23 protein-coding genes are annotated in these 26,013 nt (G+C 37.7%); 17 read left to right on the forward strand and 6 right to left on the reverse strand.

Features of this window, described 5'->3' with window-relative positions; all coding sequences use genetic code 11:
* Nucleotides 1-26: 26 nt before the first annotated feature.
* The 3 genes from V0410_RS22225 to V0410_RS22235 all read right to left on the reverse strand — a co-directional run bounded on the left by V0410_RS22225 (nucleotide 27) and on the right by V0410_RS22235 (nucleotide 3,200).
* Nucleotides 27-1,622: a peptide chain release factor 3 gene (locus V0410_RS22225; protein ID WP_330745666.1), complete on the reverse strand. Its 1,596-nt coding sequence runs from the start codon at nucleotides 1,620-1,622 to the stop codon at nucleotides 27-29.
* A 161-nt stretch (nucleotides 1,623-1,783) separates the two neighbouring features.
* Nucleotides 1,784-2,494: a hypothetical protein gene (locus V0410_RS22230; RefSeq protein WP_330745667.1), complete on the reverse strand. Its 711-nt coding sequence runs from the start codon at nucleotides 2,492-2,494 to the stop codon at nucleotides 1,784-1,786.
* A 13-nt stretch (nucleotides 2,495-2,507) separates the two neighbouring features.
* Nucleotides 2,508-3,200 carry a hypothetical protein gene (locus tag V0410_RS22235; RefSeq protein ID WP_330745668.1) on the reverse strand — a complete coding sequence of 231 codons (693 nt, stop codon included), beginning with the start codon at nucleotides 3,198-3,200 and terminating at the stop codon, nucleotides 2,508-2,510.
* Nucleotides 3,201-3,309: 109 nt separating this feature from the next.
* Between V0410_RS22235 and V0410_RS22240 the strand changes: the two genes are divergently transcribed.
* The 8 genes from V0410_RS22240 (at nucleotide 3,310) to V0410_RS22275 (ending at nucleotide 16,051) form a co-directional block, all read left to right on the forward strand.
* Nucleotides 3,310-4,140: a CPBP family intramembrane glutamic endopeptidase gene (locus V0410_RS22240; protein ID WP_330745669.1), complete on the forward strand. Its 831-nt coding sequence runs from the start codon at nucleotides 3,310-3,312 to the stop codon at nucleotides 4,138-4,140.
* A 41-nt stretch (nucleotides 4,141-4,181) separates the two neighbouring features.
* On the forward strand, nucleotides 4,182-4,757 hold the full coding sequence (gene rdgB / locus V0410_RS22245) for an RdgB/HAM1 family non-canonical purine NTP pyrophosphatase (RefSeq protein ID WP_442879161.1): 576 nt from the start codon (nucleotides 4,182-4,184) through the stop codon (nucleotides 4,755-4,757).
* Nucleotides 4,758-4,825: 68 nt separating this feature from the next.
* Entirely contained in the window at nucleotides 4,826-5,740 is a 915-nt protein-coding gene (locus tag V0410_RS22250; protein WP_110009301.1) for a ribonuclease Z, read from the forward strand.
* A 7-nt stretch (nucleotides 5,741-5,747) separates the two neighbouring features.
* Nucleotides 5,748-6,518, forward strand: a complete 771-nt coding sequence (locus V0410_RS22255; RefSeq protein ID WP_442879162.1) for a TIGR02757 family protein — start codon at nucleotides 5,748-5,750, stop codon at nucleotides 6,516-6,518.
* Between the two features lie 11 nt (nucleotides 6,519-6,529).
* The gene (locus V0410_RS22260) at nucleotides 6,530-7,096 is read left to right on the forward strand and encodes a DUF1003 domain-containing protein (RefSeq protein WP_330745670.1); all 567 of its coding nucleotides are present in this window, start codon (nucleotides 6,530-6,532) and stop codon (nucleotides 7,094-7,096) included.
* A gap of 195 nt (nucleotides 7,097-7,291) precedes the next feature.
* Complete coding sequence (locus V0410_RS22265; RefSeq protein ID WP_330745671.1) at nucleotides 7,292-9,652, forward strand: choice-of-anchor L domain-containing protein; 2,361 nt, start codon at nucleotides 7,292-7,294, stop codon at nucleotides 9,650-9,652.
* Between the two features lie 168 nt (nucleotides 9,653-9,820).
* The gene (locus V0410_RS22270; protein WP_330745672.1) at nucleotides 9,821-13,405 is read left to right on the forward strand and encodes a choice-of-anchor L domain-containing protein; all 3,585 of its coding nucleotides are present in this window, start codon (nucleotides 9,821-9,823) and stop codon (nucleotides 13,403-13,405) included.
* A 288-nt stretch (nucleotides 13,406-13,693) separates the two neighbouring features.
* A complete protein-coding gene (locus V0410_RS22275; RefSeq protein ID WP_330745673.1) occupies nucleotides 13,694-16,051 on the forward strand; it encodes a choice-of-anchor L domain-containing protein in 2,358 nt (785 codons plus the stop codon).
* 127 nt (nucleotides 16,052-16,178) lie between these two features.
* Here the strand turns inward: V0410_RS22275 and rsmA are convergent, their stop codons facing one another.
* A complete protein-coding gene (gene rsmA / locus V0410_RS22280; protein ID WP_330745674.1) occupies nucleotides 16,179-16,949 on the reverse strand; it encodes a 16S rRNA (adenine(1518)-N(6)/adenine(1519)-N(6))-dimethyltransferase RsmA in 771 nt (256 codons plus the stop codon).
* Between the two features lie 91 nt (nucleotides 16,950-17,040).
* Here rsmA and V0410_RS22285 point away from each other — a divergent pair, with 91 nt between their 5' ends.
* The 7 genes from V0410_RS22285 (at nucleotide 17,041) to V0410_RS22315 (ending at nucleotide 22,574) form a co-directional block, all read left to right on the forward strand.
* Nucleotides 17,041-17,940 (forward strand): cell division protein FtsX, encoded by a 900-nt coding sequence (locus V0410_RS22285; RefSeq protein WP_330745675.1) that lies wholly within the window; start codon nucleotides 17,041-17,043, stop codon nucleotides 17,938-17,940.
* A gap of 2 nt (nucleotides 17,941-17,942) precedes the next feature.
* Complete coding sequence (locus V0410_RS22290) at nucleotides 17,943-18,239, forward strand: DUF3098 domain-containing protein (protein ID WP_110009308.1); 297 nt, start codon at nucleotides 17,943-17,945, stop codon at nucleotides 18,237-18,239.
* A gap of 110 nt (nucleotides 18,240-18,349) precedes the next feature.
* Nucleotides 18,350-19,168: an undecaprenyl-diphosphate phosphatase gene (locus V0410_RS22295; RefSeq protein WP_330745676.1), complete on the forward strand. Its 819-nt coding sequence runs from the start codon at nucleotides 18,350-18,352 to the stop codon at nucleotides 19,166-19,168.
* A gap of 20 nt (nucleotides 19,169-19,188) precedes the next feature.
* Entirely contained in the window at nucleotides 19,189-19,887 is a 699-nt protein-coding gene (gene truB, locus V0410_RS22300; RefSeq protein WP_330745677.1) for a tRNA pseudouridine(55) synthase TruB, read from the forward strand.
* 80 nt (nucleotides 19,888-19,967) lie between these two features.
* On the forward strand, nucleotides 19,968-20,462 hold the full coding sequence (locus tag V0410_RS22305; protein ID WP_330745678.1) for a hypothetical protein: 495 nt from the start codon (nucleotides 19,968-19,970) through the stop codon (nucleotides 20,460-20,462).
* Nucleotides 20,462-21,184 carry a 23S rRNA pseudouridine(2604) synthase RluF gene (gene rluF / locus V0410_RS22310; RefSeq protein WP_110009312.1) on the forward strand — a complete coding sequence of 241 codons (723 nt, stop codon included), beginning with the start codon at nucleotides 20,462-20,464 and terminating at the stop codon, nucleotides 21,182-21,184. The genes V0410_RS22305 and rluF overlap by 1 nt, the downstream gene beginning before the upstream one ends.
* 166 nt (nucleotides 21,185-21,350) lie before the next feature.
* On the forward strand, nucleotides 21,351-22,574 hold the full coding sequence (locus V0410_RS22315) for a YncE family protein (protein ID WP_330745679.1): 1,224 nt from the start codon (nucleotides 21,351-21,353) through the stop codon (nucleotides 22,572-22,574).
* Nucleotides 22,575-22,652: 78 nt separating this feature from the next.
* Here V0410_RS22315 and V0410_RS22320 read toward each other — a convergent pair whose 3' ends face one another.
* Complete coding sequence (locus tag V0410_RS22320) at nucleotides 22,653-23,915, reverse strand: hypothetical protein (protein WP_330745680.1); 1,263 nt, start codon at nucleotides 23,913-23,915, stop codon at nucleotides 22,653-22,655.
* Nucleotides 23,916-24,143: 228 nt separating this feature from the next.
* Here V0410_RS22320 and V0410_RS22325 point away from each other — a divergent pair, with 228 nt between their 5' ends.
* Nucleotides 24,144-24,368, forward strand: coding sequence for a hypothetical protein (locus V0410_RS22325; RefSeq protein WP_202838507.1), 225 nt, complete (start codon nucleotides 24,144-24,146; stop codon nucleotides 24,366-24,368).
* Between the two features lie 106 nt (nucleotides 24,369-24,474).
* Here V0410_RS22325 and V0410_RS22330 read toward each other — a convergent pair whose 3' ends face one another.
* On the reverse strand, nucleotides 24,475-24,819 hold the full coding sequence (locus V0410_RS22330; protein ID WP_062671077.1) for a MerR family transcriptional regulator: 345 nt from the start codon (nucleotides 24,817-24,819) through the stop codon (nucleotides 24,475-24,477).
* Nucleotides 24,820-25,022: 203 nt separating this feature from the next.
* Here V0410_RS22330 and V0410_RS22335 point away from each other — a divergent pair, with 203 nt between their 5' ends.
* A complete protein-coding gene (locus tag V0410_RS22335; protein WP_330745681.1) occupies nucleotides 25,023-25,904 on the forward strand; it encodes an AraC family transcriptional regulator in 882 nt (293 codons plus the stop codon).
* Nucleotides 25,905-26,013 lie beyond the last annotated feature (109 nt).

The raw sequence follows: 26,013 nt of genomic DNA on the forward strand, positions 1-26,013 counted from the left end.
ACAATTTCGGTTTGCCTGATTGTTTCTTAGTTTTCTCTGAATTCACTGATAAAATGCAGTTTCACATTCGGGAATTTCTCCTGCGTCATATGAATGGTGAATGAAGAATCCGCCAGGAATACCAATTGATTGTATTTATCTCTCGCCAGGAATCTCTGCTTCAATCTTGCAAATTCTTTGAACTCTTCAGACTTTTCATCAGCTTCTACCCAGCAAGCTTTGTGCATAGATAGAGGTTCATAAGTACATTTTGCACCATATTCGTGTTCAAGACGGTACTGAATAACTTCATACTGAAGGGCTCCTACTGTTCCAATGATCTTTCTTCCGTTCATTTCAAGGGTAAACAGCTGTGCAACCCCTTCATCCATCAGCTGGTCAATACCTTTCGCCAATTGCTTGGCTTTTAACGGATCGTTGTTATTGATATAACGGAAATGCTCAGGAGAGAAGCTTGGAATTCCTTTGAAGCTTAATTTTTCTCCACCAGTCAATGTATCTCCGATTCTGAAACTTCCCGTATCATGTAGACCAACGATGTCACCAGGGAAACTTTCTTCCACCACTTCTTTTTTATCGGCAAAGAATGCGTTAGGAGAGGAGAATTTCATTTTTTTACCTTCTCTTACAAGCAAATAGTTTTCGTTTCTCTTGAAAGTTCCTGAAACAATCTTTACGAAAGCAAGTCGGTCTCTGTGCTTAGGATCCATATTCGCATGGATTTTGAAAACAAATCCTGTGAAAGTACTTTCCTCAGGTTTTACCAGACGGGTATCACTTTCTTTAGGCTGCGGCATCGGAGCAATATCAATGAAAGCATCCAATAGTTCGCGTACTCCAAAATTATTTAAAGCAGAACCGAAAAATACCGGCTGAAGATCACCTTTCATATAATCGTCACGATTAAATTCAGGATAAACAGACTGGATCAGATCAAGCTCTTCCCTTAAATTTTTGGCCGCTTTTTCACCAATAACATCATCAATTGAAGTATCATTGATATCATCAAACTTAATAGAATCTCCAACTTTCTGTTTTTTCTCTTCCAGAAATAACTGAATATTGTTTTCCCAGATGTTATAAATTCCCTGGAAGTCACTTCCCATTCCAATCGGTAAAGAAAGCGGACAAACGGTTAGTCCTAATTTTTGTTCTACTTCATCCAGCAGATCGAAAGCATCCTTACCTTCACGGTCCAGTTTATTAATGAAGACCAGCATCGGAATGTTTCTCATTCTACACACCTGAACCAGTTTTTCCGTCTGTTCCTCAACCCCTTTTGCAACGTCGATGACAACGATTACAGAGTCTACGGCTGTTAATGTTCTGTAGGTGTCCTCAGCAAAGTCTTTGTGACCCGGAGTATCCAGAATGTTGATTTTATGATCTCTATATTCAAATGCCAATACGGAAGTCGCTACAGAGATTCCTCTCTGTCTTTCAATTTCCATAAAGTCGGAGGTAGCTCCTTTTTTTATTTTGTTGGATTTTACCGCACCCGCTTCCTGAATTGCTCCCCCGAAAAGAAGTAACTTTTCTGTAAGAGTTGTTTTTCCGGCATCCGGGTGGGAAATGATCCCGAAGGTCTTTCTTTTTTGTATTTCTTTGATTAAGTCTGACATATCGTATTTTGAAGTTGCAAAAATCGTGATTTTTTACGAGGTTTTCAAATTTAAATGAAGACAATATTCATTACGCAGAAGAATAGAAGGATAACCGCATTTGAGAATGAAAGATATGGCTATAAACTCATCCGTAATTGGCTTTGCGTCAACATTACTTATCAGACAAACATTTTAATCAGCAATATAAAGACATAAACCAATCCGGCAGCAAACAGTATAAAAACTGCAGACATGATGTATTCAAATATTCCAAATTCTGTTTTTTGTGGTTCTGAACTAAGATTGTACTGATCAATCGCTTGCTGACTTATTTTCAGATCCGGACGAAAGTGTTGAATGCCTTTAAGAAAATGACGGTATAGCTGATATTGGTTGCGTAGAATTACTAAGTTAAAATTAAAGTCTACCGTTGAAGGCATAATTTCCCCAGCTTTATTTTTCAGGTAAACCTGCAATGTCGTTTTGCCGTATTTTACGGTCTGGGTGTTGAAAACATGTACATCGGTGGATGAGTGCTGAGCTGGCTGAAGTTCATGATATAATATGGTTTCAATAATTGCATTACGGTGGTTGTAGAATGTTACTCCTTTTTCATCTACAATGGCTTTTCGGATCTTTTGTTTTTTTCTGTAAGTTAAAGCCACGATCAAAGCGATACAGCAGAACATAAGAAGAAGCAGGGCAATAAGAATCGTGAAAAAGATACCAAGGTCATTTTCTATAAATGGTTTGAAATTATTATAAATAAGATTGAAAACAACCCCGATTACCACCATAATCAGAATAACAGCGATCCACAGAATTCCCGTGAGAAAGTAAGTAATGGGTATATTGATTTTGGATTCTATGGTCTGGAATTTTTCAATCATATTAATTCTTAGCTTAAGTTAACAAAAATACAAGCCCGCATATAAATGACGTAATTATGAGTGCTGCCAGTATGACAAGCCAGCCTCCCAGAGAAATCCCTTTGCGGTTCACTTTCCAGGTTTCTGTATCAATAGAATAGCTTCGGAAAACGAGAGGATCTACCTTCAAATCACGTCGAAAAGTGACGATGCCGTGTAGGAAACGGGCATACAAAATAGATTTGTTTTTTACCACTTTTAAAGGAAGATTCATATCAATACGTCTTGAAGTTTGTTCTTTTTTATCTGATAAGATTGTTACTTCCAGTAAAGGGGCGATTCCTGATCCTACCGGATTTACCGTGTAAATATCAAAATCCTGTGTTGAAGGCCGGAGATCTGTATAGAGGATCTGATCCACAATTTCATTTCCTGAATTATAAAATAAAAGTCCGGTTTCATCAACCACAATTGTATGGGCCAGTTTTTTTCTTTTAATAATATAATAACGGATTGCAGGAATCAAAATCAACAATGAAAGTCCCCAGCCGATCAGGGCAGGGTACAGCATGGCTTCAAATCCTCTTTTGTAAATTCCATAAGCAGGGCCTAAAACGAAAATCAAAGCGAAGGAAATAAAGATCACAAAGAAAAGAGCATTCAGGACAATGGTCATCCATCTGTTGGTGGTAGACTCAATTTTTTGGAATGGAAATTCTGTATGCATTTTGTGATGTTCATGGATAAAGGAACGAAAATAAGAAAATCCTTTTTTAGTTGCCTGTAGCAGTCAAAAAAATTATCTTTGTTTTTCATAAACTTTTTACAGAGAAAGGATGGAAAATAGCAAATATCCGAAGTTTACGTTTACATGGTTGGGCGGTGTTGTCTTGGTGGTTGGATTATTCGTAGGAACAATGGCCGTTTCTTTATTCAGTACTTTTTGGAAAGTGGTTTTCAGGGAAAATATTGAATTGAAAGACTGGTTTCTGATGGTAGCGAATTCTGTAGGATTCCTTACTGCTATTGCCTTTTTTGACTTTTTTATCGTAAGGCGTACCACACAGAAAAAGCTTAATTTCAACTTGTCATCAGTTAATTTTTCAACCTATCTCCTCATCTTTCCAATGATGGCGGGAATGATGTTTATTTCTGAATTTGTAGCCGCTCAGATCCCAACTACAGGGCCTTTTTTCGGAGATTTTTATGAATATTTTACAAGGCTGATGAGCCAATTGACAGACAATCCGGTGATAATGATTATCATGACGGTTATTATGGCTCCCGTTTTTGAGGAAATTATTTTCAGAGGAATTATTCAGAAAGGATTGATCAATAAAGGAGTAGAACCCTGGAAAGCGATTCTGTATGCTTCCATTATTTTTGGAATAGTTCACGGAAATCCATGGCAGTTTATCAGTGCAGTGATGCTGGGCTGTGTGCTTGGATTGGTGTATTATAAAACAAAATCTTTACTGATGCCGATATTACTGCATGCCTTTAATAACTTAACACTGTCGTTGTTGGTTCTGTATGGTAAAGATGAGAGTTTTGCAAAAGTTCTTCATATTTCAGAATGGCTTGTATTAGCCGTAGGAATTGTACTTTTTTCCTTATTCTATTACCTGTTTATGAAAAAGTATAAAGTACATTATGCTGAAATGTAAGTAACCCGATTTAAAAAGTAAAATTGAAAATGAATATAGAAATGGAATTATTAGTAGCTACACACAATGAACATAAAAAAGAAGAAATCCAACAGATCCTGGGAAGTGACTGCGTGGTGAAAAGTCTTACCGATTATAATATTCACGAAGAAATTGTAGAAGACGGAGATTCATTTCATGCCAATGCCCTGATCAAGGCTAAATATTGCTTTGAAAAAACAGGTGTTCCAAGTTTGGGAGATGACAGCGGTTTGGTTGTAGAATCTTTGGATGGAAGACCTGGGATTTTCTCAGCCCGCTATGCCGGAGACCACGATTTCGCAAAAAATATCGAAAAGGTATTAGAAGAAATGCAGGACGTTGAAAACAGAAAGGCTTATTTTGTAACGGTTCTGTGCTATTATGATGAAAACGGGGCTCAATATTTTGAAGGCAGGGTTCATGGAAATTTACTGACAGAAAATAAAGGTTTCAAAGGTTTCGGATATGATCCGATTTTTGTTCCTGAAGGATATGAAAGAACCTTTGCAGAAATGGATCCTGAAGACAAAAATAAAATCAGTCACCGCAAACAGGCATTAGACCTGTTTATGGATTTTTTAAAAGTAACCGATTAAGTTTACATATCAGGGCGAAATCCCCATTTAGTTTTTCTGTTGTACATTTGTCATCATAAATTATTGATTTGAGTACTTATTTAACAATATTAGGTTTTAACTCTGCGATTCCGACCATCAACACGTCACCCACAGCACAGCTGCTGGAAATGGAAGAAAGACTCTTCCTGATCGATTGTGGAGAAGGTACACAGGTTCAGCTGAGAAAAGCAAAAGCAAGATTTTCAAAAATCAATCATATTTTTATCTCTCATCTTCATGGAGATCATTGTTTTGGGCTGCCGGGGCTTATAGCTTCTTTCCGTCTCTTAGGAAGAGATATGCCATTGCATGTTTATGGGCCGAAAGGTATTAAGAAAATGCTGGAAACTATTTTTCAGATCACGGAAACCCACCGTGGTTTTGAAGTGATTTATCATGAACTGGATAAAGATTATTCTGAAAAAATATATGAGGACAACAGGGTAGAAGTATATACTATCCCGCTGGACCACAGAATCTACTGTAACGGTTATCTTTTTAAAGAAAAACCGAAAGACAGACATCTTAATATGAAAGAGATTGCGAAATACAGCGAAATTGAAACCTGCGATTATCACAATATCAAAGCAGGGAAGGACTTTGTACTGAGTGATGGCTATGTTCTTAAAAATGAAATTCTGACTGTTGATCCTGCTCCGTCGGTATCCTATGCATTTTGCAGTGATACCCGTTATCTTGAAAGTGTCATCCCGATTATTAAAAATGTAACGGTTCTGTATCATGAATCCACATTCTTACATGATCTGAAGGAAATGGCAGATTATACAGGTCATACCACAGCTTTGGAAGCAGCTACGATAGCTCAGAAAGCTCAGGTTGGAAAGTTGATTTTAGGCCACTTTTCCAACAGATATGGAGATCTGACCGTATTTACTGATGAGGCGAGAGAAATATTTCCCAATACATTTTTACCAAAAGCATTGGAGAGTGTAAAGATTTAGAATGAATATGCTGAAATTTGAAGAACTCAGAGATTTTCTCAACGAAAAAGCAGATCAGTATAACGCTCCTGATTTTATTGAAAATGATCCGATACAGATTCCTCATCGTTTTTCTTTAAAACAGGACATTGAAATTGCAGGATTTCTGGCAGCTACGATTTCCTGGGGAAACAGAAAGTCGATCATTAATTCTGCGGATAAAATGCTTGATATTATGGGAAATTCTCCCTATGATTTTGTAATGAATTATTCTGAAAAAGATCTGGAAAGTATTCAGGATAAAAGCATTCACAGAACTTTCAACGGACAAGATTTCTCTTATTTTATCAAACAGTTCAACAGAATTTATAATGAAAATGAAAGCCTGGAAAGTTTATTTAAAGTAAAAAAAACAGAAAATAACTTTCTGCATGCCATAGAAAGATTCAGAAGTGGTTTCCTGGAAACAGAAAAGCACAGAAGCCATAAACACATCAGTTCACCTTATAAGAATTCCTCTGCCAAAAGGATTATTATGTTTTTAAGATGGATGGTGCGTAAAGACAAAAGAGGGGTAGACTTTGGAATCTGGGAGAATATAGATCAGAAAAATCTTTCCATTCCTCTGGATGTGCATACCGGGAACATTTCCAGAAAACTGGGATTGGTTTCAAGGACACAAAATGATTGGAAAACAGTGGAAGAGCTGGATATTGCCATCAGAAAATTTGATGAAAAAGACCCTGCAAAATATGATTTTGCATTGTTTGGATTAGGAGTAACAAAAGAACTGTTGTAAAAATAGAAAGGATGAAAAAATATAACGAAAAAACAGAAGTTCTTGAGAAAATTGCAGACAGCATTACCTCATGGATCGGATCTATTCAGTCCCTGATTGTTCATACCCTGCTGTTCCTTACCTCGTTTTTGCTTCCGATGCTGAATATCGTGGATTTTGATAAAATGCTTCTGATTCTTACGACCGTACTTTCCCTGGAAGCTATTTATCTGGCAATCTTCATTCAGATGTCTGTGAATAAAAGCCACGAGAAAATTGAAGATATCCAGGAAGATATTGAGGAGATCAGCGAAGATATCGAAGACATTCAGGAAGATCTTGAAGAAATCAGCGAAGACATTGAAGAGATCAATGAGGATATAGAAGATATCCAGGAAGACATTGTGGAAATCAGCGAGGATATTGAAGAGATCAACGAAGAAGAGGATGAGGAAGATCACAATGAAAGAGCGAAAAATGTAATGCTCAAGAGCAATGTAAGCTCCAACAAAAATGAAATAAAAGCTTTAAAGGATATTATCTCGCAATTGCAGAATGAAATAGACCAATTGAAAAAAGATGATAAATTGCCGGAATAAGTTTATTAAAAATAGAAACAGACTAAACCTCTTAGTCTGTTTTTTTATGTCTGAATTGTTGGGTTTAATGATTTATGGAAAATGTAATGATAAGAAAAATTTATTGTGAATGTACACGATGAATTATAAAAATAGTAGTGGTTAAGGGGGGATTAGTATAATTATTTTTGCTACATTTGAACAAATGAAAACAAAATGTTAATTTATAGACTAAAAAACTATTTTTTCCTTTTTTCTTTTTTATTGATTTCTGTTTCTGCATTTTCTCAAACGAGACCTGTCAGGAAGTCTGAAAAAATAAAACCTTCTGCGGCCAGTCTCAGAGCTGGAGCATTCATTGATGTGAATGTGCCTCCATATACACCTTCCAATTATACACCGGAGCAGTTGGTAAAGAATATTCTGATCAATGGCGGTACCAACTGTACAACAGCCAATGTGACCAACGTTACCGTATCTCCTAATCATGATGTGACCAACAGCAACAGATTCTGGGGCTATTTTCATAAAGGAACTACCAACTTTCCTTTTACCGATGGTATTGTCCTTACTACAGGATACGCTTCAGAAGCTGGTAATAACTATGTAGCAGCTGTCGGGCAATCCGTAGGAACAGGAAGTGATGCGGATCTTGTAGCCGCTACCGGAGCCAATGTCAGTTTAACGGATGCAGTAGCTCTTGAATTTGATTTCGTCCCGAATTCCAATCAGGTAAAATTTAATTATATATTTGTTTCTGATGAATATACTTCCAATTATCCCTGTACAGGTTATTCCGATGCCTTTGCATTATTGCTGAAAAAGGTGGGTGACCCTACCTATACCAATCTTGCCGTATTACCGGGAGGAGCGGGACCTGTAAGTGCAACCAATATTGTTCCTGCAGGAAATGGATTCAGCTGCGGACCGATCAATGCCAGCTATTTTGGAGCACTGGAAAACCCACACCTGGTTACAAACTATTTTGGAAGAACAACTCCCTTAACAGCTATTGCAGATGTAATTCCGGGACAGACTTATCACTTCAAAATGGTATTGGCAGATGCCAAAGACCCTTCTCATGACTCTGCGGTCTTCCTGGAAGGAGGATCTTTTGACGTGGGAATTAAAATTGTAGATGAAGCAGGAGTAGTGTTACCGGGCAGTATCAATATGTGTGATAATACTCCAAAACAGTTGAAAGCACAGGTGGCAGCAATTCCGGGAATGACTTATCAGTGGTACAAAGACGGAGTGGCTATTCCGGGGGCAACCAGTGCCGTGTATGTAGCTACCCAGGCGGGAGTTTATACGGTAAAAGTAATGGTTCCCGGAAATCAGTGTCCTGGCGAAGCTACTATTACCATTATCGGAGGAACAAGTCCTACTGTACAAAATGCTGAACTTAAACTCTGCACAACCCCTGCAATTAACAGCTTTAATCTGGAAACAGCAAAACCTCTGATCAGTACAACGCAGGGAGCGGTATTCCGTTTTTATGCGAATCAGGCTGATGCGCAGGCTCAAAATAACAGTTATATCACCAATCTTACCAATTATACAGGAACAGATGGACAGATATTATATGTTCTGGTTTCCAATGGCGCTTTCTGTAGTAAAATTGCAACCTTAACGTTAAGAAAAGAAGAAACACCAACAGCATTGGTTACAGCACCGAGATTGAAAATCTGTGCCGGAGAATCCGTATTGTTAACAGCTGCCGGCGGTGTAACCTATGAATGGACCGATTCTGCAGCTGCTACCGGAGGAATCAGAACGGTAAGTCCAACTCAGACGACTACCTATACGGTATATGCTATCGGAGCACAGGGATGTAAATCTCTTCAGCCGGCACGTATTACCATTGAAGTAGTACCGGCTATTGTTTCAAATTTAAAAGGCGGCCATATCTGCCAGGGAGATAAAATTATTCTGGATGCGGGTTCAGGGCCAGGATATACCTATCAGTGGAGTACTGGTGAAACGAGTCAGAGCATTACTGTAGGTACTCCTGGGGAGTATTCAGTAGTAATCAGTAACGGGGTTTGTTCAAAAGAGTTCGAAACTGAGGTGATTAAAGCTGTAATTCCGGAAGTGATCAAAGTGGATTATAATGAGAGTGGAACCATGATCGTTACAGCAAGTAATCCAAGTAACGGTATCCTGGAATATTCAGTAGATAACGGAGTTACATGGCAGTCTTCCAATGTATTTAATAATGTACCTAAAAATAAGATCATTTCGATCAGGGTAAGAGTTAAATTTACAAGCTGCGTAGGTTTCCTTGAATTCTTTACATTCGTCATGAAAAATGTAATTACTCCAAACGGGGATAATATTAATGATACGATTGATTTTAGCGGGGTAGTTAATTACAAAGATTTCAGCGGTCAGGTTTTCGACCGATATGGAAGAGAAGTTTTCAAAGCAGAGAAGACCAGACCGTATTGGGACGGGTATTTCCAGGGTAAAAAGCTTCCTACTTCAACATATTGGTATCAGGTAACCTTCGAAGATCCTGCAAGCAAGGAACTTACTGTGAAAACAGGCTGGATATTGCTTAAAAATATAGAATAATTTGAACTATAACTGAAAGACTGACTATTTTGTCAGTCTTTTTTTATTATTTTAAAATAAACAGAGTTGATATTCTAACATAAATAAATTTGCGTTAGTAATAATGTAAATTGTGTTAACATGAATTTCAATTAAAAAAAATAGTATTTTTGTTTAAAATAATATAAAATGTTAAATAGGAGGATAGGAAATTTATTTTTAGCGTTATTTTTAGCTTTCATGGGGAACTTTATTTTGGCCCAAAATAAAGGAAGGGTAGAAATAGCATCAAAACCTACTGCTGCTTCTTTGAGGGCAGGTGCCTTTATAGATGTGAATGCACCCAGTTACCCGGAATCCGGCTATCCTATCACTCAGCTGATCAATGATGTTCTTATATCCGGAGGTTCCACCTGTACCAGCTCAACAGTAAGTAATGTAACTGTTTCCCCCAACCTGGCTGCTACCAATCAGAACCGAAGCTGGGGATATTTTAATAAATCAAATACCAATTTTCCTTTCAGCAAAGGGATTATCCTTTCTACCGGATATGCCAATAAAGCAGGGAACACTCTTCAGGGAACTTTAAGTGATGATCTTGGAACCGGAGGTGATATAGATCTTGCGAATGCGTTGGGAATCAGTAATACTAACCTCACCAATGCTACCTCTATAGAGTTTGACTTTGTAGCTGCTTCTACTGAAATTACTTTCAGGTATTTATTTGCTTCTAAAGAATACCAGCAAAACTTTCCATGTACCATCACAGATGGTTTTGCATTGCTGTTAAAAAAATCAACAGATCCTACTTATACCAATCTTGCAGTGCTTCCGGGAGGAGCGGGACCTGTAAGTGTAACGAATATCCACCCGCAATATCAAAACTGCGGACCTAAAAATGAAGCGTATTACGGAGGAACCAATACCGCTCAGATTGAAACCAATTTTAATGGACGTACTATTCCTCTGACAGCAAAAGCAACTGTCATTCCCGGGCAAACCTATCATTTTAAAATTGTGCTTGCGGATTATCAGGATCCCAACTTTGATTCAGCAGTATTTCTTGAAGCAGGATCATTTGATATCGGGGTGAAAATCCTGGATCCGGCTGGCGTGCAGCTTCCAGATTCCGTTAATATGTGTGACAATACACCACAGACTTTTACAGCTTCTGTGCAGGGACCTAATATAACGTATCAGTGGTATCAGGGTACCACTCCGATTGCAGGAGCTACCAATGCAAGTTACACGGCAACAGCACCAGGGGTATACACCGTTAAGGTTTTCATCCAGGGGAATACCTGTCCGGGAGAAGCTACTATTACAGTAGTTGGCGGAACATCTCCTACAGTACAGAATGCTACATTAACAGCCTGTTATGCTGCCGGAAACGCAACTTTTAATTTAACATCAGCACAAGCTTCTATAAGTACTACTCCGGGAGCTGTGTTTTCATATTATACTACCTTGGCGGATGCCAATGCAGGAAATGCCAATACAATCCCTAATCCAACAGCTCATCAGAGTGCAGGTGGAACGGTGTATGTAAGAGTAGCCAACGGTTTCTGTGCAAAAGTAGCACAACTCCAACTGGTAAAAGCTCCACAGATGATACCTACCATTGCCCCTCCGGCAGTGCTTACCTGTAACAATTCTCAGACCACGCTGGATGCATCAGCTTCCGTTTATCCGGCAGGAGCTACTTTCAACTGGACGACTACGGGAGGGAATATTGTTTCAGGAGCAACGACTTTAAATCCTGTGATTAATGCTGCAGGAACTTATACTTTAACCATTACAAAAGTGTATCAGCCTGGAAATATCAGCTGTACAGCGGTAGGGACTGTAACCGTGACAGGAAACAGTGCTCCGCCAGTTACCGGGCTTACAGCAAGCAAAATAAAAATCTGTAAAGGAGATTCTGTAACACTCACCGCTTCAGGCGGGGCTACCTATAACTGGGGTAATGGCCTTACAGGAAACGGAAGTACACAGGTTGTTTCACCTACTGCCACAACTACTTATACCGTAACAGCAGTAGGGGCGAATGGCTGTGTTTCTCAAAACCCTGCAACGATAATAATAGAAGTTTCAGAACCTTTTACAGCGCAAAATGCAACACTTCATAAATGTTATCAGCCGGGATTAACTTATAATCTTACGGAAGCCCAGCCGCAGATTACAACTACTGCAGGAGTTACTTTTACTTACTACGTCAATCAGGCTGATGCCAATGCTGCTAACGGAAACTTTATTGCAGCACCTACAACATATACGCCGCCGGGAGGAAGCCAGACTATTTATGTACTGGTAAGTAATGGAGGCTGCAGTTATGTAGTATCCCTGCAGTTACTAAGCACGGCTCAAACTACGCTTACCATTGCTGCACCACAAACAATTACCTGTACAACACCACAGGTTACCATCAATGCATCAGCGTCTGTTGTACCTGCTGGATCTACCATTGCATGGACAACCACCGGAGGTACTATTGTGTCCGGAGCTAATACACTTACCCCTGTTGTAAGCGCCGGCGGAACCTATACTTTAACAGTTACGAATGTATCACAACCAGGAAATCTGAGCTGTACATTTACTTCGACAGTAACAGTACAAGAAGATAAAGTACAGCCGGTTGCTGCATTAGTTTCATCACAACCCCGTATTTGTGTAGGAGAATCCGTAACATTAACGGCTTCCGGAGGGGTAACCTATAACTGGGGAAATGGTCTTACAGGAAATGGAAATACCCAGGTAGTTTCACCTACTACAACTACTGTATATACGGTATTTGCCGTTGGAGCTAACGGATGTATTTCTGCTACACCAGCGTCAGTTACTGTTCAGGTAGGTCCGCCTATAGCAGGGCTTACAGCATCTAAATTAAAAATCTGTGAAGGTGAATCTGTAACATTGACTGCCACAGGAGGAATTACATATAACTGGATAGGCCTCACAGGAAACGGAAACACTCAGGTAGTTACTCCTACAGCAACAACAGAATATTCAGTATATGCATTGGGAGGAAACGGATGCAGCTCTGTGGATCCTGCCAAAGTTAAGATTGAAGTTGTTCCTGCAATCGTTTCCACATTAAAAGATGTATTTGTCTGTGCCGGAGATAAAGGAACGCTGGATGGCGGTTCAGGACCAAACTATACTTATGTATGGAGCACGGGAGCCACTACTCAAACCATAACAACGAATATTCCCGGAACATATTCTGTGACAATCAGTAATGGGGTTTGTTCCAAAACTTTCTCAGCACAGCTTATTAATCCTGATCTGCCGCAGTTTACCAATATTGTGTATGATAATCATATTCTTACGCTTACGGCAAGTAACCCTACAGGCGGAGTTTTAGAATATTCCATCGATGGAGGATTGACATGGCACGAATCGAATGTGTTTACAGGTATTTTAAACAATACCATGTATACTGTAATGGTAAGAGTGAAAGGTGCTAAATGCGGTACTTCGCTGGATTATTTTACATTCATTATCAGCAACGCTATTACCCCTAATATGGATGGTATCAATGATACCATTGACTTCACCGGAATAAGCGGTTACAAAGACTTCGCAGCTTCTATTTTCGACAGGTACGGCGCAGAAGTATTCAAAGCCAGTAAAGGAAATGTTATCTGGACAGGCTCTTTAAAGGGAATTAATCTTCCTACTGCTACTTATTGGTACAGGGTACAATGGGAAAATCCAGCCAGTAAGAAAATGGAACAGCGTTCAGGGTGGATTCTTCTTAAAAATAGAAACTAGATTTTATAAAAATAAAAATTGATCAAAAAAATCTTTCAGTAATGGAAGATTTTTTTTGATTTGATGAATAAATATTATCGTGTTTTGTGAATTATTTAAAATAAGTGGAAAATATGTTAAAATGATTTGTAATACGATGCTGGTACAACAGGTATGATTTGTCCGAATAGGGATTGATTAATGAAAATTTACTGTAAAAGCTTCTTGTTTTGTTTTTTTATAGTAAAAAATATAAATATGTATGCGAGATATTTAAAAAAAAATTAAATTTGTTGAAACAAAAATATTATGAGAAGATATCTACCGCTTTGTTTATTTTTTTTAGTCATCTCGACTTTTTTATTTTCACAAGATCTGCCACCACGAAAACACGCCAAAGAAACACCCTCAAATCTGTCTGCCAGAGCTGGTGCTTTTATTGATGTGAATGCTCCGCAGTATCCTGAAACCGCTTATACTATTGAAAAAATGGTTAAAGATGTATTGATCTCCTCCGGGACCAATACCTGCCTTACTCCCAATGTAACCAATGTAAAAATTACTCCTAACCACGCTGCAAGTGAGGCAAACAGAGCATGGGGATATTTTCATAAGGCTGCAACCAATTTCCCTTTTAAAGACGGGCTTATTCTTTCCACAGGGTATGCAAGAAGAGCTGGTAATACTTTTGAAGGTGGTCTGAGTGATGTCAACGGTGGAGGTTCAGATGCTGATCTTGCACAGGTGATCGGGGTTGTGGAAAGCAGACTGAATGATGCCGTTCTTTTGGAGTTTGACTTCGTTCCTACAACTTCTCAGATCAAATTTAATTACCTTATTGCCTCAGAAGAATATACAGGCTCATTCCCTTGTACCTTTGCAGATGCATTTGCCATCTTATTGAGACCTACTTCAGGTGGACCTTATGTAAATATGGCTGTACTTCCGGGAGGAGCAGGACCGGTAAGTATTACCAATATCCACCCTGCAATCGGATCCAGTTGTGGTGCTGTAAACGAACAATATTTTGCAGGATATAACACCGGGAACGTTGAAACAAATTTTAACGGGAGAACGATTCCATTGACTGCCACAGCAACCGTAGTAGCAGGACAGCAATACCACTTCAAAATGGTAATTGCCGATTATAGTGACCATAGTTATGACTCTGCTGTATTCCTTGAAGGAGGATCTTTCAATATCGGGGTAGACCTTTTAGATCCTGCAGGAACAAAACTGCCTTCAGATATTAATGTATGTGATAATGTACCTCAGGTCATTACAGCTTCTGTAAATGATCCTAACCTTGTATACCAGTGGTTCTTTAATGGAGCACCAATCCCGAATGCTACAACCAATACCATTACTGCAATACAACCCGGTACCTATACGATCGAAGTAAGTGTTCCTGGTAACCCTTGTCCGGGTAAAGCTTCCATACAGATTCACGGAGGAACAACACCTCAGGCTCAGGATGCAACATTGCTGCTTTGTACCACACCGGATATTACTACTTTCGATTTAAGTACAATTATGCCTACCATCAGCCCAACGCCTGGTGCTATCTTTAAATTCTATGAAAATCAGGCGGATGCTGTTGCACAGAATAACAACTATATTCAGACACCTTTAAATTATAATGGTAACGATGGCCAGATTCTGTATGTTCTTGTTTCCAATGGAGGATTCTGTAGCAAAATTGTAGAATTGACATTACAGAAAGAAGCAACGCCAACCGCTAAAGTGAAGGCTTCCAGAATAAAAATCTGTCCGGGAGAATCTGTAACCCTTACGGCTGAAGGAGGAGATACCTATCTTTGGAGCAATTTCATGGGAACAGGGAATATGCAGACGGTTACTCTATATCAGACTACAACATTTACAGTATATGCCATTGGGGCAAAAGGATGTAAATCTCTTAATCCGGCAACGATCAGAATTGAAGTGACACCAGAAATTACCTCTACATTAAAAGACGTTGAAATGTGTGTCGGTGATATTGTAACTCTGGATGCAGGAGCTGGTGATGGTTATAAATATCTTTGGAGTACAGGTGCCACAACACGGAAAATTAATGTAGACCAATGGGGAATCTACTCAGTAGAAATTGATAATGGTATCTGTAAGAAAGTTTTTGAAGCCAAAGTAATGGGGGCAGCAACTCCTTTTGTTACTGCATTAAATTATGAAAGCATCAAAAAAACAGTAACAATCACTGCTGAAAACCCGCCAATGAACAATACACCAAGCACTTTGGAATATTCTCTTGATGGAGGTATCACATGGCAGGCTTCAAACGTATTTACGAATCTTTTAGACAATACAAACTATACTGTTTTGGTAAGAAGAGTAGGTACACACTGTGTAGGATCTCTTGAATTCTTTACATTGCAGATCAACAATATCATTACTCCTAACGAAGACGGAATCAATGATGTATTGGATCTTAAGGCTCTTGGAGACTTTAAAAACTTTACAGGTTCTATCTATGACAGATATGGAGTGGAAATGTTCAGGTTCTCGAAAGAAAATCCTGTCTGGGACGGAACAGTAAGTGGTAAGAGACTTCCTACAGCAACATACTGGTATAAGTTCAATTTTGAATATCCGAAATCAAAAGCCCAGATGAACTGGTCGGGATGGATCATGCTGAAAAACAGAAATTAAAATTGATAATGTAATATAAAAGAAAGCCTTTCGGATTTATTCGAAAGGCTTTCTGCTTTTAACAAACAATGTATTGTAATGTATTCAGCAAAAAAGCTCCCGGTAAGGAAGCTTTATAGTGATTATTTTATTGATTTTCTTTCCACAGATTGGCAAAGTGTATAAAATCTGTTACACTCAGTTCTTCGGCTCTCTTATCTAAAAATTCGTGCCCTTTCAAGGCTTCAGGAATATTGAGTGTTTTTAAAGCATTGGAAAGCTTTTTTCTTCTTTGGTTGAAACCTGTTTTCACGATTTGTTTAAACAGGACTTCATTGCCCGCAAGCCCTTCTTTAGGGTTTCTTGTAAGCCTGATGACTCCCGATTTTACCTTTGGCGGCGGATTGAAGACATTCTCATGTACCGTAAACATATAAGATACATCATAATAAGCCTGTATCAGAACAGAAAGAATACCGTAATCTTTAGTTCTCGGAACAGCCGCTGTCCTTTCCGCTACCTCTTTCTGGAACATTCCTACCATTTCCGGGATCAGCTGGTAATGATCTACAATCTGAAACAGAATCTGTGACGAAATGTTATAAGGGAAATTACCAATGATTGCAATCTGATCATCCTTAATAAAACTGAAATCCTGCTTCAGAAAATCGCCAACAAAAGTTTCTTCAGTTACTTTTGTATAGTTGTTTTTCAGGTATTCTATAGATTCCGTATCTATTTCGGCAAGGTAAATGTTCTGATCCTTTTCAAGAAGATATTTGGTAAGAACGCCCATTCCGGGACCTACTTCCATGATGTTGGTATAGTTCTCAAAACTAAGACCTTCTACGATTTTTCTTGCGATATTTTCATCTGTCAGGAAGTGCTGTCCAAGATGTTTTTTTGCTTTTACACTCAAAGTTTTTTATGATTTTATTAACAGTGATTTTCTTTATTTCGTCCCAAATTTCGGAAGATTTTTTCTATTTTAGCCAAAAATTTTAATATTAATGGCTAAATCTGTAGATGAATTTAATAAGAAAAGGCTTCGGTCCAGCAATATTACAGTAGTGATAAGTATTGCCTTAGTGTTATTTTTGTTAGGATTAATGGGGCTTATTCTGATTAATGCCCAGAAGTATTCTGACTATATCAAAGAACAGTTGGTAGTGAATGCCTACTTTGATGAAAACTATGACGCTAAAGATTCTGTAAAAATTGCAAAACTTGAGGAAGAAACTTTTAAAAAGGTACAGTTATTAGCTCCTGTAAAAAAAGCGACTTATATTTCAAGAGAAATGGCGGCAAAAGAAGCCAAGAAAAGTATGGGAATCGACAGTGATGCATTGTTTGAGGAAAATATTTTCCCTTCTTCTATTGAAGTGGCTTTAAAGCCGGAGTTCGTAGATCCAGCAAAAATTGATGAAGCTATTAAAGAAATCAAATCCGTTTCCGGAATTATTGATGTTAAAAATGACAGTACTCTGATGGTAGATGTCTACAATAACCTGAGCAGAATCCTGAAGTGGATCCTTGGATTTTCAGTCCTGTTCCTGATATTGGCTGTTGTATTGATCAACAACTCTATCCGTCTGAAAATATTCTCGAAGAGATTTATTATTAAAACAATGCAGCTGGTAGGGGCGAAAAGAAGATTTATCCTTAAACCTTTCATTGTGGAAGCTATTATTTTAGGAGCTATCGGTTCTGTTATAGGTCTTCTCGCTTTGGGTGGAGTGTGGTATTATTTCACAAGTCAGATTGGTTCTGCATTCGTACAGGACAATAACCAGTACTTCTTGTTAGTAATCCTGGTACTGGGTGTTGGAATTTTTATTTCTGTCTTAAGTACCATTTTCGCTACATGGAGGTTCTTGAAATCAAACGTTGACGATTTATATTACTCTTAATAATGAGCAAAAAAACAAATAAATTTTCTGCTTCAGACTACGGGCATGAAGCTGAAGTACCACAGGAAAACGCTTTCTATTTCGGACAGCAGAATTTCAAATGGATGCTGATCGGATTAGCCTTCATTGTAGTAGGATTTCTACTTATGATGGGACCTGATGCCAATACGGTAGACGGAAAATTTGATCCTAACTCATGGAATGACGGGATCTTTTCTATCAGAAGAATCAGAATAGCACCTTTGTTTGTGGTTATAGGATTTGCAATAGAAGTGTACGCGATCTTAAAAAGAAAATAAATAAAACAATTTTATTTAAGGATTAAAAAATTTAAGAATTGAAAGATGTAAGCCAATGAGCTGATTTTTTAATTCTTAAATCTTTTAATCTTTTTAATTTTTAAAAGAATATGGATTTAATCAAAGCAATTATTATTGCCATTGTAGAAGGGTTGACGGAATATCTTCCGATTTCCTCTACAGCACATATGGGATTTACTGCAAATCTTATGGGGTTGGAAGAAACAGAATTTTTAAAAATGTTTCAGGTGTCTATTCAGTTTGGAGCTATTCTATCGGTGGTAGTAGCCTATTGGAAAAAGTTTTTTGACTTAAATAATATTCAGTTCTATTTTAAACTTGCATTTGCTGTAGTTCCGGCTTTGGTGTTGGGTTATTTATTCGATGATAAAATTGAAGCCGTTCTTGGGAACCAGATTGCGATCTCTTCTGTATTGGTGTTAGGTGGTGTAGTTTTATTATTTGCAGATAAATGGTTTAAGAATCCTAAAATTGATGATGAAAAAGGAATTACCGTAAGAAATGCTGTTACCATTGGTTTCTGGCAGTGTCTTGCGATGATGCCGGGAACAAGCCGTAGTGCGGCCTCTATTATTGGAGGAATGGCACAAGGTCTTACCAGAAAGGCTGCTGCAGAATTTTCTTTTTTCCTTGCAGTTCCTACCATGCTTGCGGTAACAGTGTACTCAGTTTTTGTTAAGACCTGGGGAAAAGAAACCGCAAATCCGCAGAAAGGATATGAAATGATTATGTCTTCGCAGGATCATATTATGATCTTTGTAATTGGAAATATCGTTGCATTTATTGTGGCACTTATTGCCATTAAAGCATTTATTGGTGTGCTTAACAAATATGGATTCAAACCTTGGGGCTGGTACCGTATTTTTGTAGGAATAGCCCTGTTGATTTATTTCTATTTCTTTAAATAAGAAATCTTTTATACTCATTCATGACTGCTGAAGAACTGAAATCAGGATACATCTTTTTATTGGACAAACCTTTGGACTGGACCTCCTTCCAGGCTGTCAATAAAATGAAATATAAACTTAAAAGGGAATTTGATCTTCCCAAGAAATTTAAAATCGGACACGCCGGAACCTTAGATCCAAGAGCAACCGGGCTGCTTATTGTCTGCTGTGGAAAATTTACCAAGAAAATTCCTGAAATTCAGGATGCTCCCAAAGAATACTGGACAGAGATCAAGATCGGTGTCCAGACAGAATCCTATGATACCGAAAAACCTGAAATTCTTCATCAGGATATCTCTCATATTACTGAAGAACAGGTAAAAGAAGTTCTTGAAAAATTTGTTGGAGAAATTGAACAGAAACCACCCGTTTATTCAGCTATTAAAATTGATGGCGAAAGAGCTTACAACCTTGCCAGAGCCGGTGAAGAAGTGGAAATGAAGGCAAGGAAAACAACCATCCATTATATCAAAGATATAAAAATCGATTTTCCTTTGGTAAGTTTTATGGTAGGCTGTTCAAAAGGAACCTACATCAGAAGTCTGGCTCATGATATCGGGCAGGAACTGGGAGTAGGAGCGTATCTGACACAGCTGAGACGTACCAAAATTGGTGATTACGCCATTGAAGATGCTACAGATCAGTTCCTGAATAACGAGTACAGATTTGAAGGCCTATGAAAATAAAATTATCCATTTTCTTATTAATATTTTCTTTTTGTAAAGCATTTTCTCAGGATACAGAAACTGGAAAATCAAAAATGGATTTCTACTTCAATCCTTCTCTGAATGTAGGATTTAATAGTAATAAGAAGAACCAGACCAGCAATTCGCAGTATATTGAAAACAGATCTTCACTAGGAAATCTTACTTATGGGATTACTGCTGTCGGTGGATATAATTTTCTTCCTAACTTTGCATTGGGAACAGGATTTAAATATAGCTTTATCCAGGATAATTATCATCTGATTTATTGGGTTATTCAGCCAAAGATTATTTTTTCTCCGGGCGATAGACCTTTTTATATCGATATTAATTATGGAAAACAGCTTAATCACTCTGCTGTTTCAGATACTGAATTCTGGGGCGGGAGACTGGGAATGCAGGTTTCCTATTCAAAAAGATTGAGCCAGGAAGGAGGAATTGTTTTTGAATCACATCGGCTGAAAGACGGAGCTGACGGTTTTTTCATAGGCCTGAGCTATGGAATTACCCTTTTCAGCAATAAAAATTATACCGGTTACGGAAAAGACTAATGGAAAAGACACGTATTAATAAATATTTATCAGAAGCAGGATACTGTTCGAGAAGAGCAGCTGATAAACTTCTGGAGGAAGGCAGAATTAAGATAAACGGAAAAATTCCTGAACTGGGAACCAAAGTTTCTGATGAGGACCTCGTAGAAGTAGACGGAAAACCCATCAGAGAACCTCAGGAAAAACCTGTGTATATCGTTTTTAATAAACCGGTAGGAATCGTTTGTACTACCGATACCAAACGTGAAAAAAATAATATCGTAGATTATATCAACCACCCGAAAAGAATTTTTCCTATCGGAAGACTGGATAAACCTAGTGAAGGGCTTATTCTCTTAACGAGTGACGGTGATATTGTCAATAAAATCCTGAGAGCTCGAAATAATCACGAGAAGGAATATCTGGTTCGTGTAGATAAGCCGATCACTCCAAAATTCCTGGAGAAAATGAGAAATGGAGTTCCCATCCTGGATACTGTGACTAAAAAATGTGAGGTAGAGAAGATTGACGAAATGAATTTCAGGATTATCCTTACTCAGGGACTGAACAGACAGATCCGAAGAATGTGCGAATATCTGGGGTATGAAGTTAAAAAACTCAAAAGAATCCGTATTATGAATATCAAACTTGATCTGCCGATAGGGAAATGGAGAGATATGACTGATGAGGAACTTAATACCTTAAACTCCTTGCTGGTAGATTCCAGTAAAACATTTGATTAAAAATATCTAAGATACTTTAACGATTTTTAATTTCATGCTTCCTTGTATAACTACAGGAAGCATTATTTTTGATGTTATCTGTTGTTTTTTCACATATTAGTGTGTTATATTTTTATTTTCATTGGAAATGTTTTATATTTATAATACTAATAATAACCACAAAACCATGAAATTAAAATTGAATTTAGTGTTCTTGTTTGTTATTTTGATAATATCTGCGAGTTGCCTGAATGAGAACCATAATCCCGATCACCCCCATAATACTTCGTTTTACATTGATTACAGAAGCCTGAAAGGGTCATCAGACGGAATAGCCGTTATAGAACTCGATCCTGAGGCTCCGAATTTTGGAAACATCAGCAGTAAGCTTGAATTGGGTAATGGAGTATTGCCTCATCATATTTATTACAATCTGGATGCAAAAAAAATGTTCACCACTGCTTTGGGAGGCAGTTATCTCTATGAAATAAAAACTGATAAGGACCAATACGGACAGCCGAAATTAATAAGCGCAACTCCTATTGATACGGGCGAAAATACAGTAGGTGAAAACTTATTTTTCACAAATGACGGTAGATATTTTATGACTTTTATGGGTGGGGCAGGAGGTCCGAAAGATGGAAGTATTGGTGTTTTTAATGCTAATAATAATCAGCTTATCAAAACGATTAAAGCTTCCATTCAGGCTAATCCCGGTAAGTTTATCATGTATCCCCATGGCATTTCCGTTAACGAGGAAAAAGGATTAATGATGGTAACTTCTACCATTCACCCTGATCTTACGACAGGAATGGGAAACACCTGTACTTTATTAGATCTGAATACCTATGAAATCAAGGAAACATACCAGGTGGCAGATTCACCAACGGATTTGTCTGCTCCGGTTGAGGTATTGTTGCTTCGCGGAAAATTTCCACAATATGCACTTGCTACAACAATGCTTGGCGGTGATATCTGGATTGCCCCATACAATACTGCGACTAAAAAGTATGATGCTTTTACCAGGATTTTTGACGGAAGTACACAAGGATTAGGCTGGGCGCTTGAAATGTATATTGATGATACAAATAAACTTTATGTAAGTTTTGCAGATCCTGGAAAAGTACTTGTTTTTGATATAAATAATCTTCCCCAGCTAAAGCTTTTGAAGATTTTTGAAGCTGATAGAGGGGCGCATCATATGGCTTTCTTTAAAACCAAGTCAGGAAAAGATGTTGTAGCAGTACAGAATAACCTATTGGATCTACCTAACTTAAATTCCGGTACGATCAGTATCATTGATATTAATTCCGGGAAAAAATTAGGAACAGTAGATTTAAGGAATAAATATGGAATTCTACCGGAATCCATTGAAGGAACTAACGGGCCAAGCAGTTATATGCATCACTAAAGTGTAAGACATTATTTATAGTATAACTCTTCCGGAATATTATTTCGGAAGAGTTTATGTCAACTTCTTGTTGTCATGTTATTTTACATATAATTTCATTCTTTCTTCATACTCAGGTTTCAGCTTTAAGAGTTTCCATATTTTTTTATCATCTGGATTACTGATCCTGTAGAATATGATTTTATCTGCTGAGTACTTGAAATAAGGATGATTTTTAAGCCATTCCTCCGGTGCATTTACTAATGAGTACCGGGGAACATCTGATGTATTCAACGGAGCTATTGAAATCAGTTTCTGAACCAGATCCTGATCGATGTTGTAAGTACTTAGGATTTGCTGCTTATTCATAAAACCTCCCAGTTTCTTTCTGAAACCAATGATTGAACCTGCACTTCTTTCATCCAGTCCGAATTCTATAAGCTGTTTAAACGTAATGGTATTAAGGTCTGTTTTTGAAAAGTCTGTTTTTTCCTGCTGTTTTTCCTGAAGTTTGATATAAGGTTTCATTTCCTGAAATTTCTCAGCAGAAATCACAAAACATTTCTGCAGATCGTCAAGGCTTTTAAAGCTTCCTCTTAAATTCCGGTTCCGGTAATTGAGGATTGTGATTGCTTGTTTTTCTGAGAATCCAAGTGTTTTCCAGCCCTCTAAGTCCAGTTGATTAGGATCAAAAATATGATATTGAATTCTGGATTTTACAGGATTATCCTTCGCGAAATTCCTGAAGTTTTCCGGAGTTTTTGCCGGCAGCAAAAGATAAGGTTCAAGTTTGCTGTAATTCTCCGGGGAAATGATGAAGCATTCTTTAAACTTTTTCTTACTGACAAAACTTCCCCCAAGATAATTTTTATACTTTATAATGGCTTCTGCCTGCTTTTCACTGAAACCCATCTTAAGCCAGTCATGAACAGAAAACTGATCAGGATTGAATTTTCCTGAAATCATAATTCCTTTCTTCCCGTATGGAGTGAATCTTTTGGAATCTCCTTTTTCTGCTGTTTCAGGAAGTAAAATGAAAGAGGACAGTACACTGAATTTCTCATTGGAAATAGCATAACATTTTTTCAACTGCTGTTTCGAAGTAAACTTTCCTCCAATAATATCTTTATACTTCAGAATGGTTGCTGTTTGTTTCTCTGAAAATCCAAGTTTCTGCCATTGTTCTTTGTCCAGTATATTGGGATCAAAATCTGATAGATTTGCTGGTATTGAAGCATCTGAAATAAACGTTACCTTGGGAAAAGGTTCTTTTTCACGACTGGTGTATTTCTGATAGGCTAATAAAACAGTCAGCAATGTGACCATCAATGCCAGTTTCCGGTAATAGTTTTTTCTCATCATACAGTAAACATATTAATAAAAATAAAGCACTGCAATAGCTGATAATGAAATGATTAAATATGATATAGAGAAAGTGTTTTATGGTTTATAAGGTGGCGGGAATATTGCTTTTTTGGTGATATGATTTCGTAATTGATACTGAAATTCTTGATTGCTCTTTATATAGCATTTCTTCAAACGGCTTGGTTTTTGTAAATTTTTTATCACACCTAATTAATCGATATAAATATGAATTACACAGAAGCATTAAAATACAAGGAAGAGGCATTGAAAAAAGCCGACAGTACAGTGGCTGATAATTACCATATTGTTATAGTTCCGGCTGATACAGCTGAAAGTGCGAGGTATATTGAAGAATACACCAAAAAGCCTGAAAACTTTAAAGATGACAGTTGTAAGAAATACTGTTCAAACGGAGAATATCTGGTGGTGAGTTTTAAGAAAGAAGAATAAGTCTGGACAAAAAGCAATAATGAATCATTGTCTTTCCCATGTGTTACTATGAATAAAAACCTCCGCTGCAATTCATTGCAGCGGAGGTTTTATATTTTCAAAGCATTTAATCCTCTTCTCTTTCTCCTAAAGATTCTTTCAGCTTGATCAGTTCAGCTTTTACAAACTCCAGGCGGTCGATCAGGGTAATGGTTTCGGAAATTTTACTGTTGGTGGTCAGAGCGATACGGGCTCCGTCAAGGGTATATCCTTTTTCTTTTACGAGATGATAGATCATCTGAAGATTTTTGATGTCTTCAGGAGTGAAATACCGGTTTCCTTTTCTGTTTTTTTTAGGCTTGATAATCGGGAATTCCTGTTCCCAGTAACGTATTAATGAAGTGTTTACATCAAATGCTTTCGCAACTTCTCCTATAGAATAATACAGCTTATCAGGTAAATTTATTTTCATTTTACAACTCCTAAACTTCAAAGATAAAAATTTTTTAAAGTTTCATCCAAAATATATTGTAAAAAGTGCGGTCAGACTTTGTTTTAAAGGAAAAATAAAGATGTAAAATCATCACAAAACAGCCATTTGGTCATCACAGAGAAGAAGAGCAGCTATTACCGGTTCTTTTTATCTAAATTTGTGAATCCTTAAGATATTTATCAATGAATCCGATCTCCGTTCTTCATATTGATCTTTTCCAGGCGGGTAAAAATACTTCAGATTTTTATTTTAACACTATGAAGAGTCATTTGGTGTTGGGGCATCGTCATATAGAGAAGCCTCACAGACATGATTTTTATGCAGCTGTTCTCTTTACCAAAGGGACAGGAGTGCATGAGATTGATTTTCAAAAATATGAAGTCTCTGAAGGAAGTCTTTTCTTCCTGTCACCGGGACAGATTCACAGCTGGGAGCTATCAGAAGATATAGACGGTTATATTTTCTTTTGTTCCCAGGAATTTTATGAAATGCATTATGTGAATCAGAAACTCAGAAATTTTCCGTTTTTCGGATCCGTATCATTCCCGAGAAAACTACAATTGAACGCTCAGGAATTGAAGAAAAACATGAGTTTATTTAAAGAACTGGGAGAAGAGCATCAGGCTAAGAATATCATGAAAGAAGGCCTGATTTTATCATTAATGTCTCAGATTTTTATTAATGCTGCAAGATTGTTTTCAAAAGATTTTGATACAATGGATTCTGCTGCCGGACTTTCTTATTTTAAACATTATCAGGATTTCGAAAATCTGATTGAACAAAACTTCACAAAACACAAGTCCATTACGCATTATGCCTCTTTGTTAGGTATTTCATCCAAACATCTGAACAGGATTGCCCAGACTGTTGTTCAAAAAACAGCAACTGATGTGATCACCGAAAGGGTAGTGCTGGAAGCCAAAAGAATGCTCATGTATCTCAACGAGAGTTTGGTGGAAATTGCCTTTAGACTGGGATATGAAGAATATTCCTACTTTGTAAGAGTATTCCGGAAAAGCTCCGGAATGACTCCCACGCAGTTTATGAGGAAATATAAGGCTTAATGAGTGTAAAGTTTAAAGTGTAAGGTTTAAGGTTCACAGTTTAAAGTTTAATGGAGAGGTTGTTGTAAACCACCCCGTCAAAAATTCTTTGAATTTTTGCCACCCCTCC

This window comes from Chryseobacterium sp. CP-77 (assembly GCF_036362765.1).
GTDB classification, from domain to species: Bacteria; Bacteroidota; Bacteroidia; order Flavobacteriales; family Weeksellaceae; genus Chryseobacterium; species Chryseobacterium cupriresistens.

Coding starts and splice junctions, on each gene's coding strand:
- rluF (WP_110009312.1), top strand. CDS start 20,462: ATGGAAAAGACACGTATTAATAAATATTTATCAGAAGCAGGATACTGT.
- V0410_RS22295 (WP_330745676.1), top strand. CDS start 18,350: ATGGATTTAATCAAAGCAATTATTATTGCCATTGTAGAAGGGTTGACG.
- V0410_RS22230 (WP_330745667.1), bottom strand. CDS start 2,494: ATGATTGAAAAATTCCAGACCATAGAATCCAAAATCAATATACCCATT.
- V0410_RS22225 (WP_330745666.1), bottom strand. CDS start 1,622: ATGTCAGACTTAATCAAAGAAATACAAAAAAGAAAGACCTTCGGGATC.
- rdgB (WP_442879161.1), top strand. CDS start 4,182: ATGGAATTATTAGTAGCTACACACAATGAACATAAAAAAGAAGAAATC.
- V0410_RS22320 (WP_330745680.1), bottom strand. CDS start 23,915: ATGATGAGAAAAAACTATTACCGGAAACTGGCATTGATGGTCACATTG.
- V0410_RS22275 (WP_330745673.1), top strand. CDS start 13,694: ATGAGAAGATATCTACCGCTTTGTTTATTTTTTTTAGTCATCTCGACT.
- V0410_RS22325 (WP_202838507.1), top strand. CDS start 24,144: ATGAATTACACAGAAGCATTAAAATACAAGGAAGAGGCATTGAAAAAA.
- V0410_RS22305 (WP_330745678.1), top strand. CDS start 19,968: ATGGATTTCTACTTCAATCCTTCTCTGAATGTAGGATTTAATAGTAAT.
- V0410_RS22285 (WP_330745675.1), top strand. CDS start 17,041: ATGGCTAAATCTGTAGATGAATTTAATAAGAAAAGGCTTCGGTCCAGC.
- V0410_RS22235 (WP_330745668.1), bottom strand. CDS start 3,200: ATGCATACAGAATTTCCATTCCAAAAAATTGAGTCTACCACCAACAGA.
- V0410_RS22315 (WP_330745679.1), top strand. CDS start 21,351: ATGAAATTAAAATTGAATTTAGTGTTCTTGTTTGTTATTTTGATAATA.
- V0410_RS22270 (WP_330745672.1), top strand. CDS start 9,821: ATGTTAAATAGGAGGATAGGAAATTTATTTTTAGCGTTATTTTTAGCT.
- V0410_RS22260 (WP_330745670.1), top strand. CDS start 6,530: ATGAAAAAATATAACGAAAAAACAGAAGTTCTTGAGAAAATTGCAGAC.
- V0410_RS22240 (WP_330745669.1), top strand. CDS start 3,310: ATGGAAAATAGCAAATATCCGAAGTTTACGTTTACATGGTTGGGCGGT.
- V0410_RS22330 (WP_062671077.1), bottom strand. CDS start 24,819: ATGAAAATAAATTTACCTGATAAGCTGTATTATTCTATAGGAGAAGTT.
- V0410_RS22255 (WP_442879162.1), top strand. CDS start 5,748: ATGCTGAAATTTGAAGAACTCAGAGATTTTCTCAACGAAAAAGCAGAT.
- V0410_RS22290 (WP_110009308.1), top strand. CDS start 17,943: ATGAGCAAAAAAACAAATAAATTTTCTGCTTCAGACTACGGGCATGAA.
- V0410_RS22265 (WP_330745671.1), top strand. CDS start 7,292: ATGTTAATTTATAGACTAAAAAACTATTTTTTCCTTTTTTCTTTTTTA.
- V0410_RS22335 (WP_330745681.1), top strand. CDS start 25,023: ATGAATCCGATCTCCGTTCTTCATATTGATCTTTTCCAGGCGGGTAAA.
- truB (WP_330745677.1), top strand. CDS start 19,189: ATGACTGCTGAAGAACTGAAATCAGGATACATCTTTTTATTGGACAAA.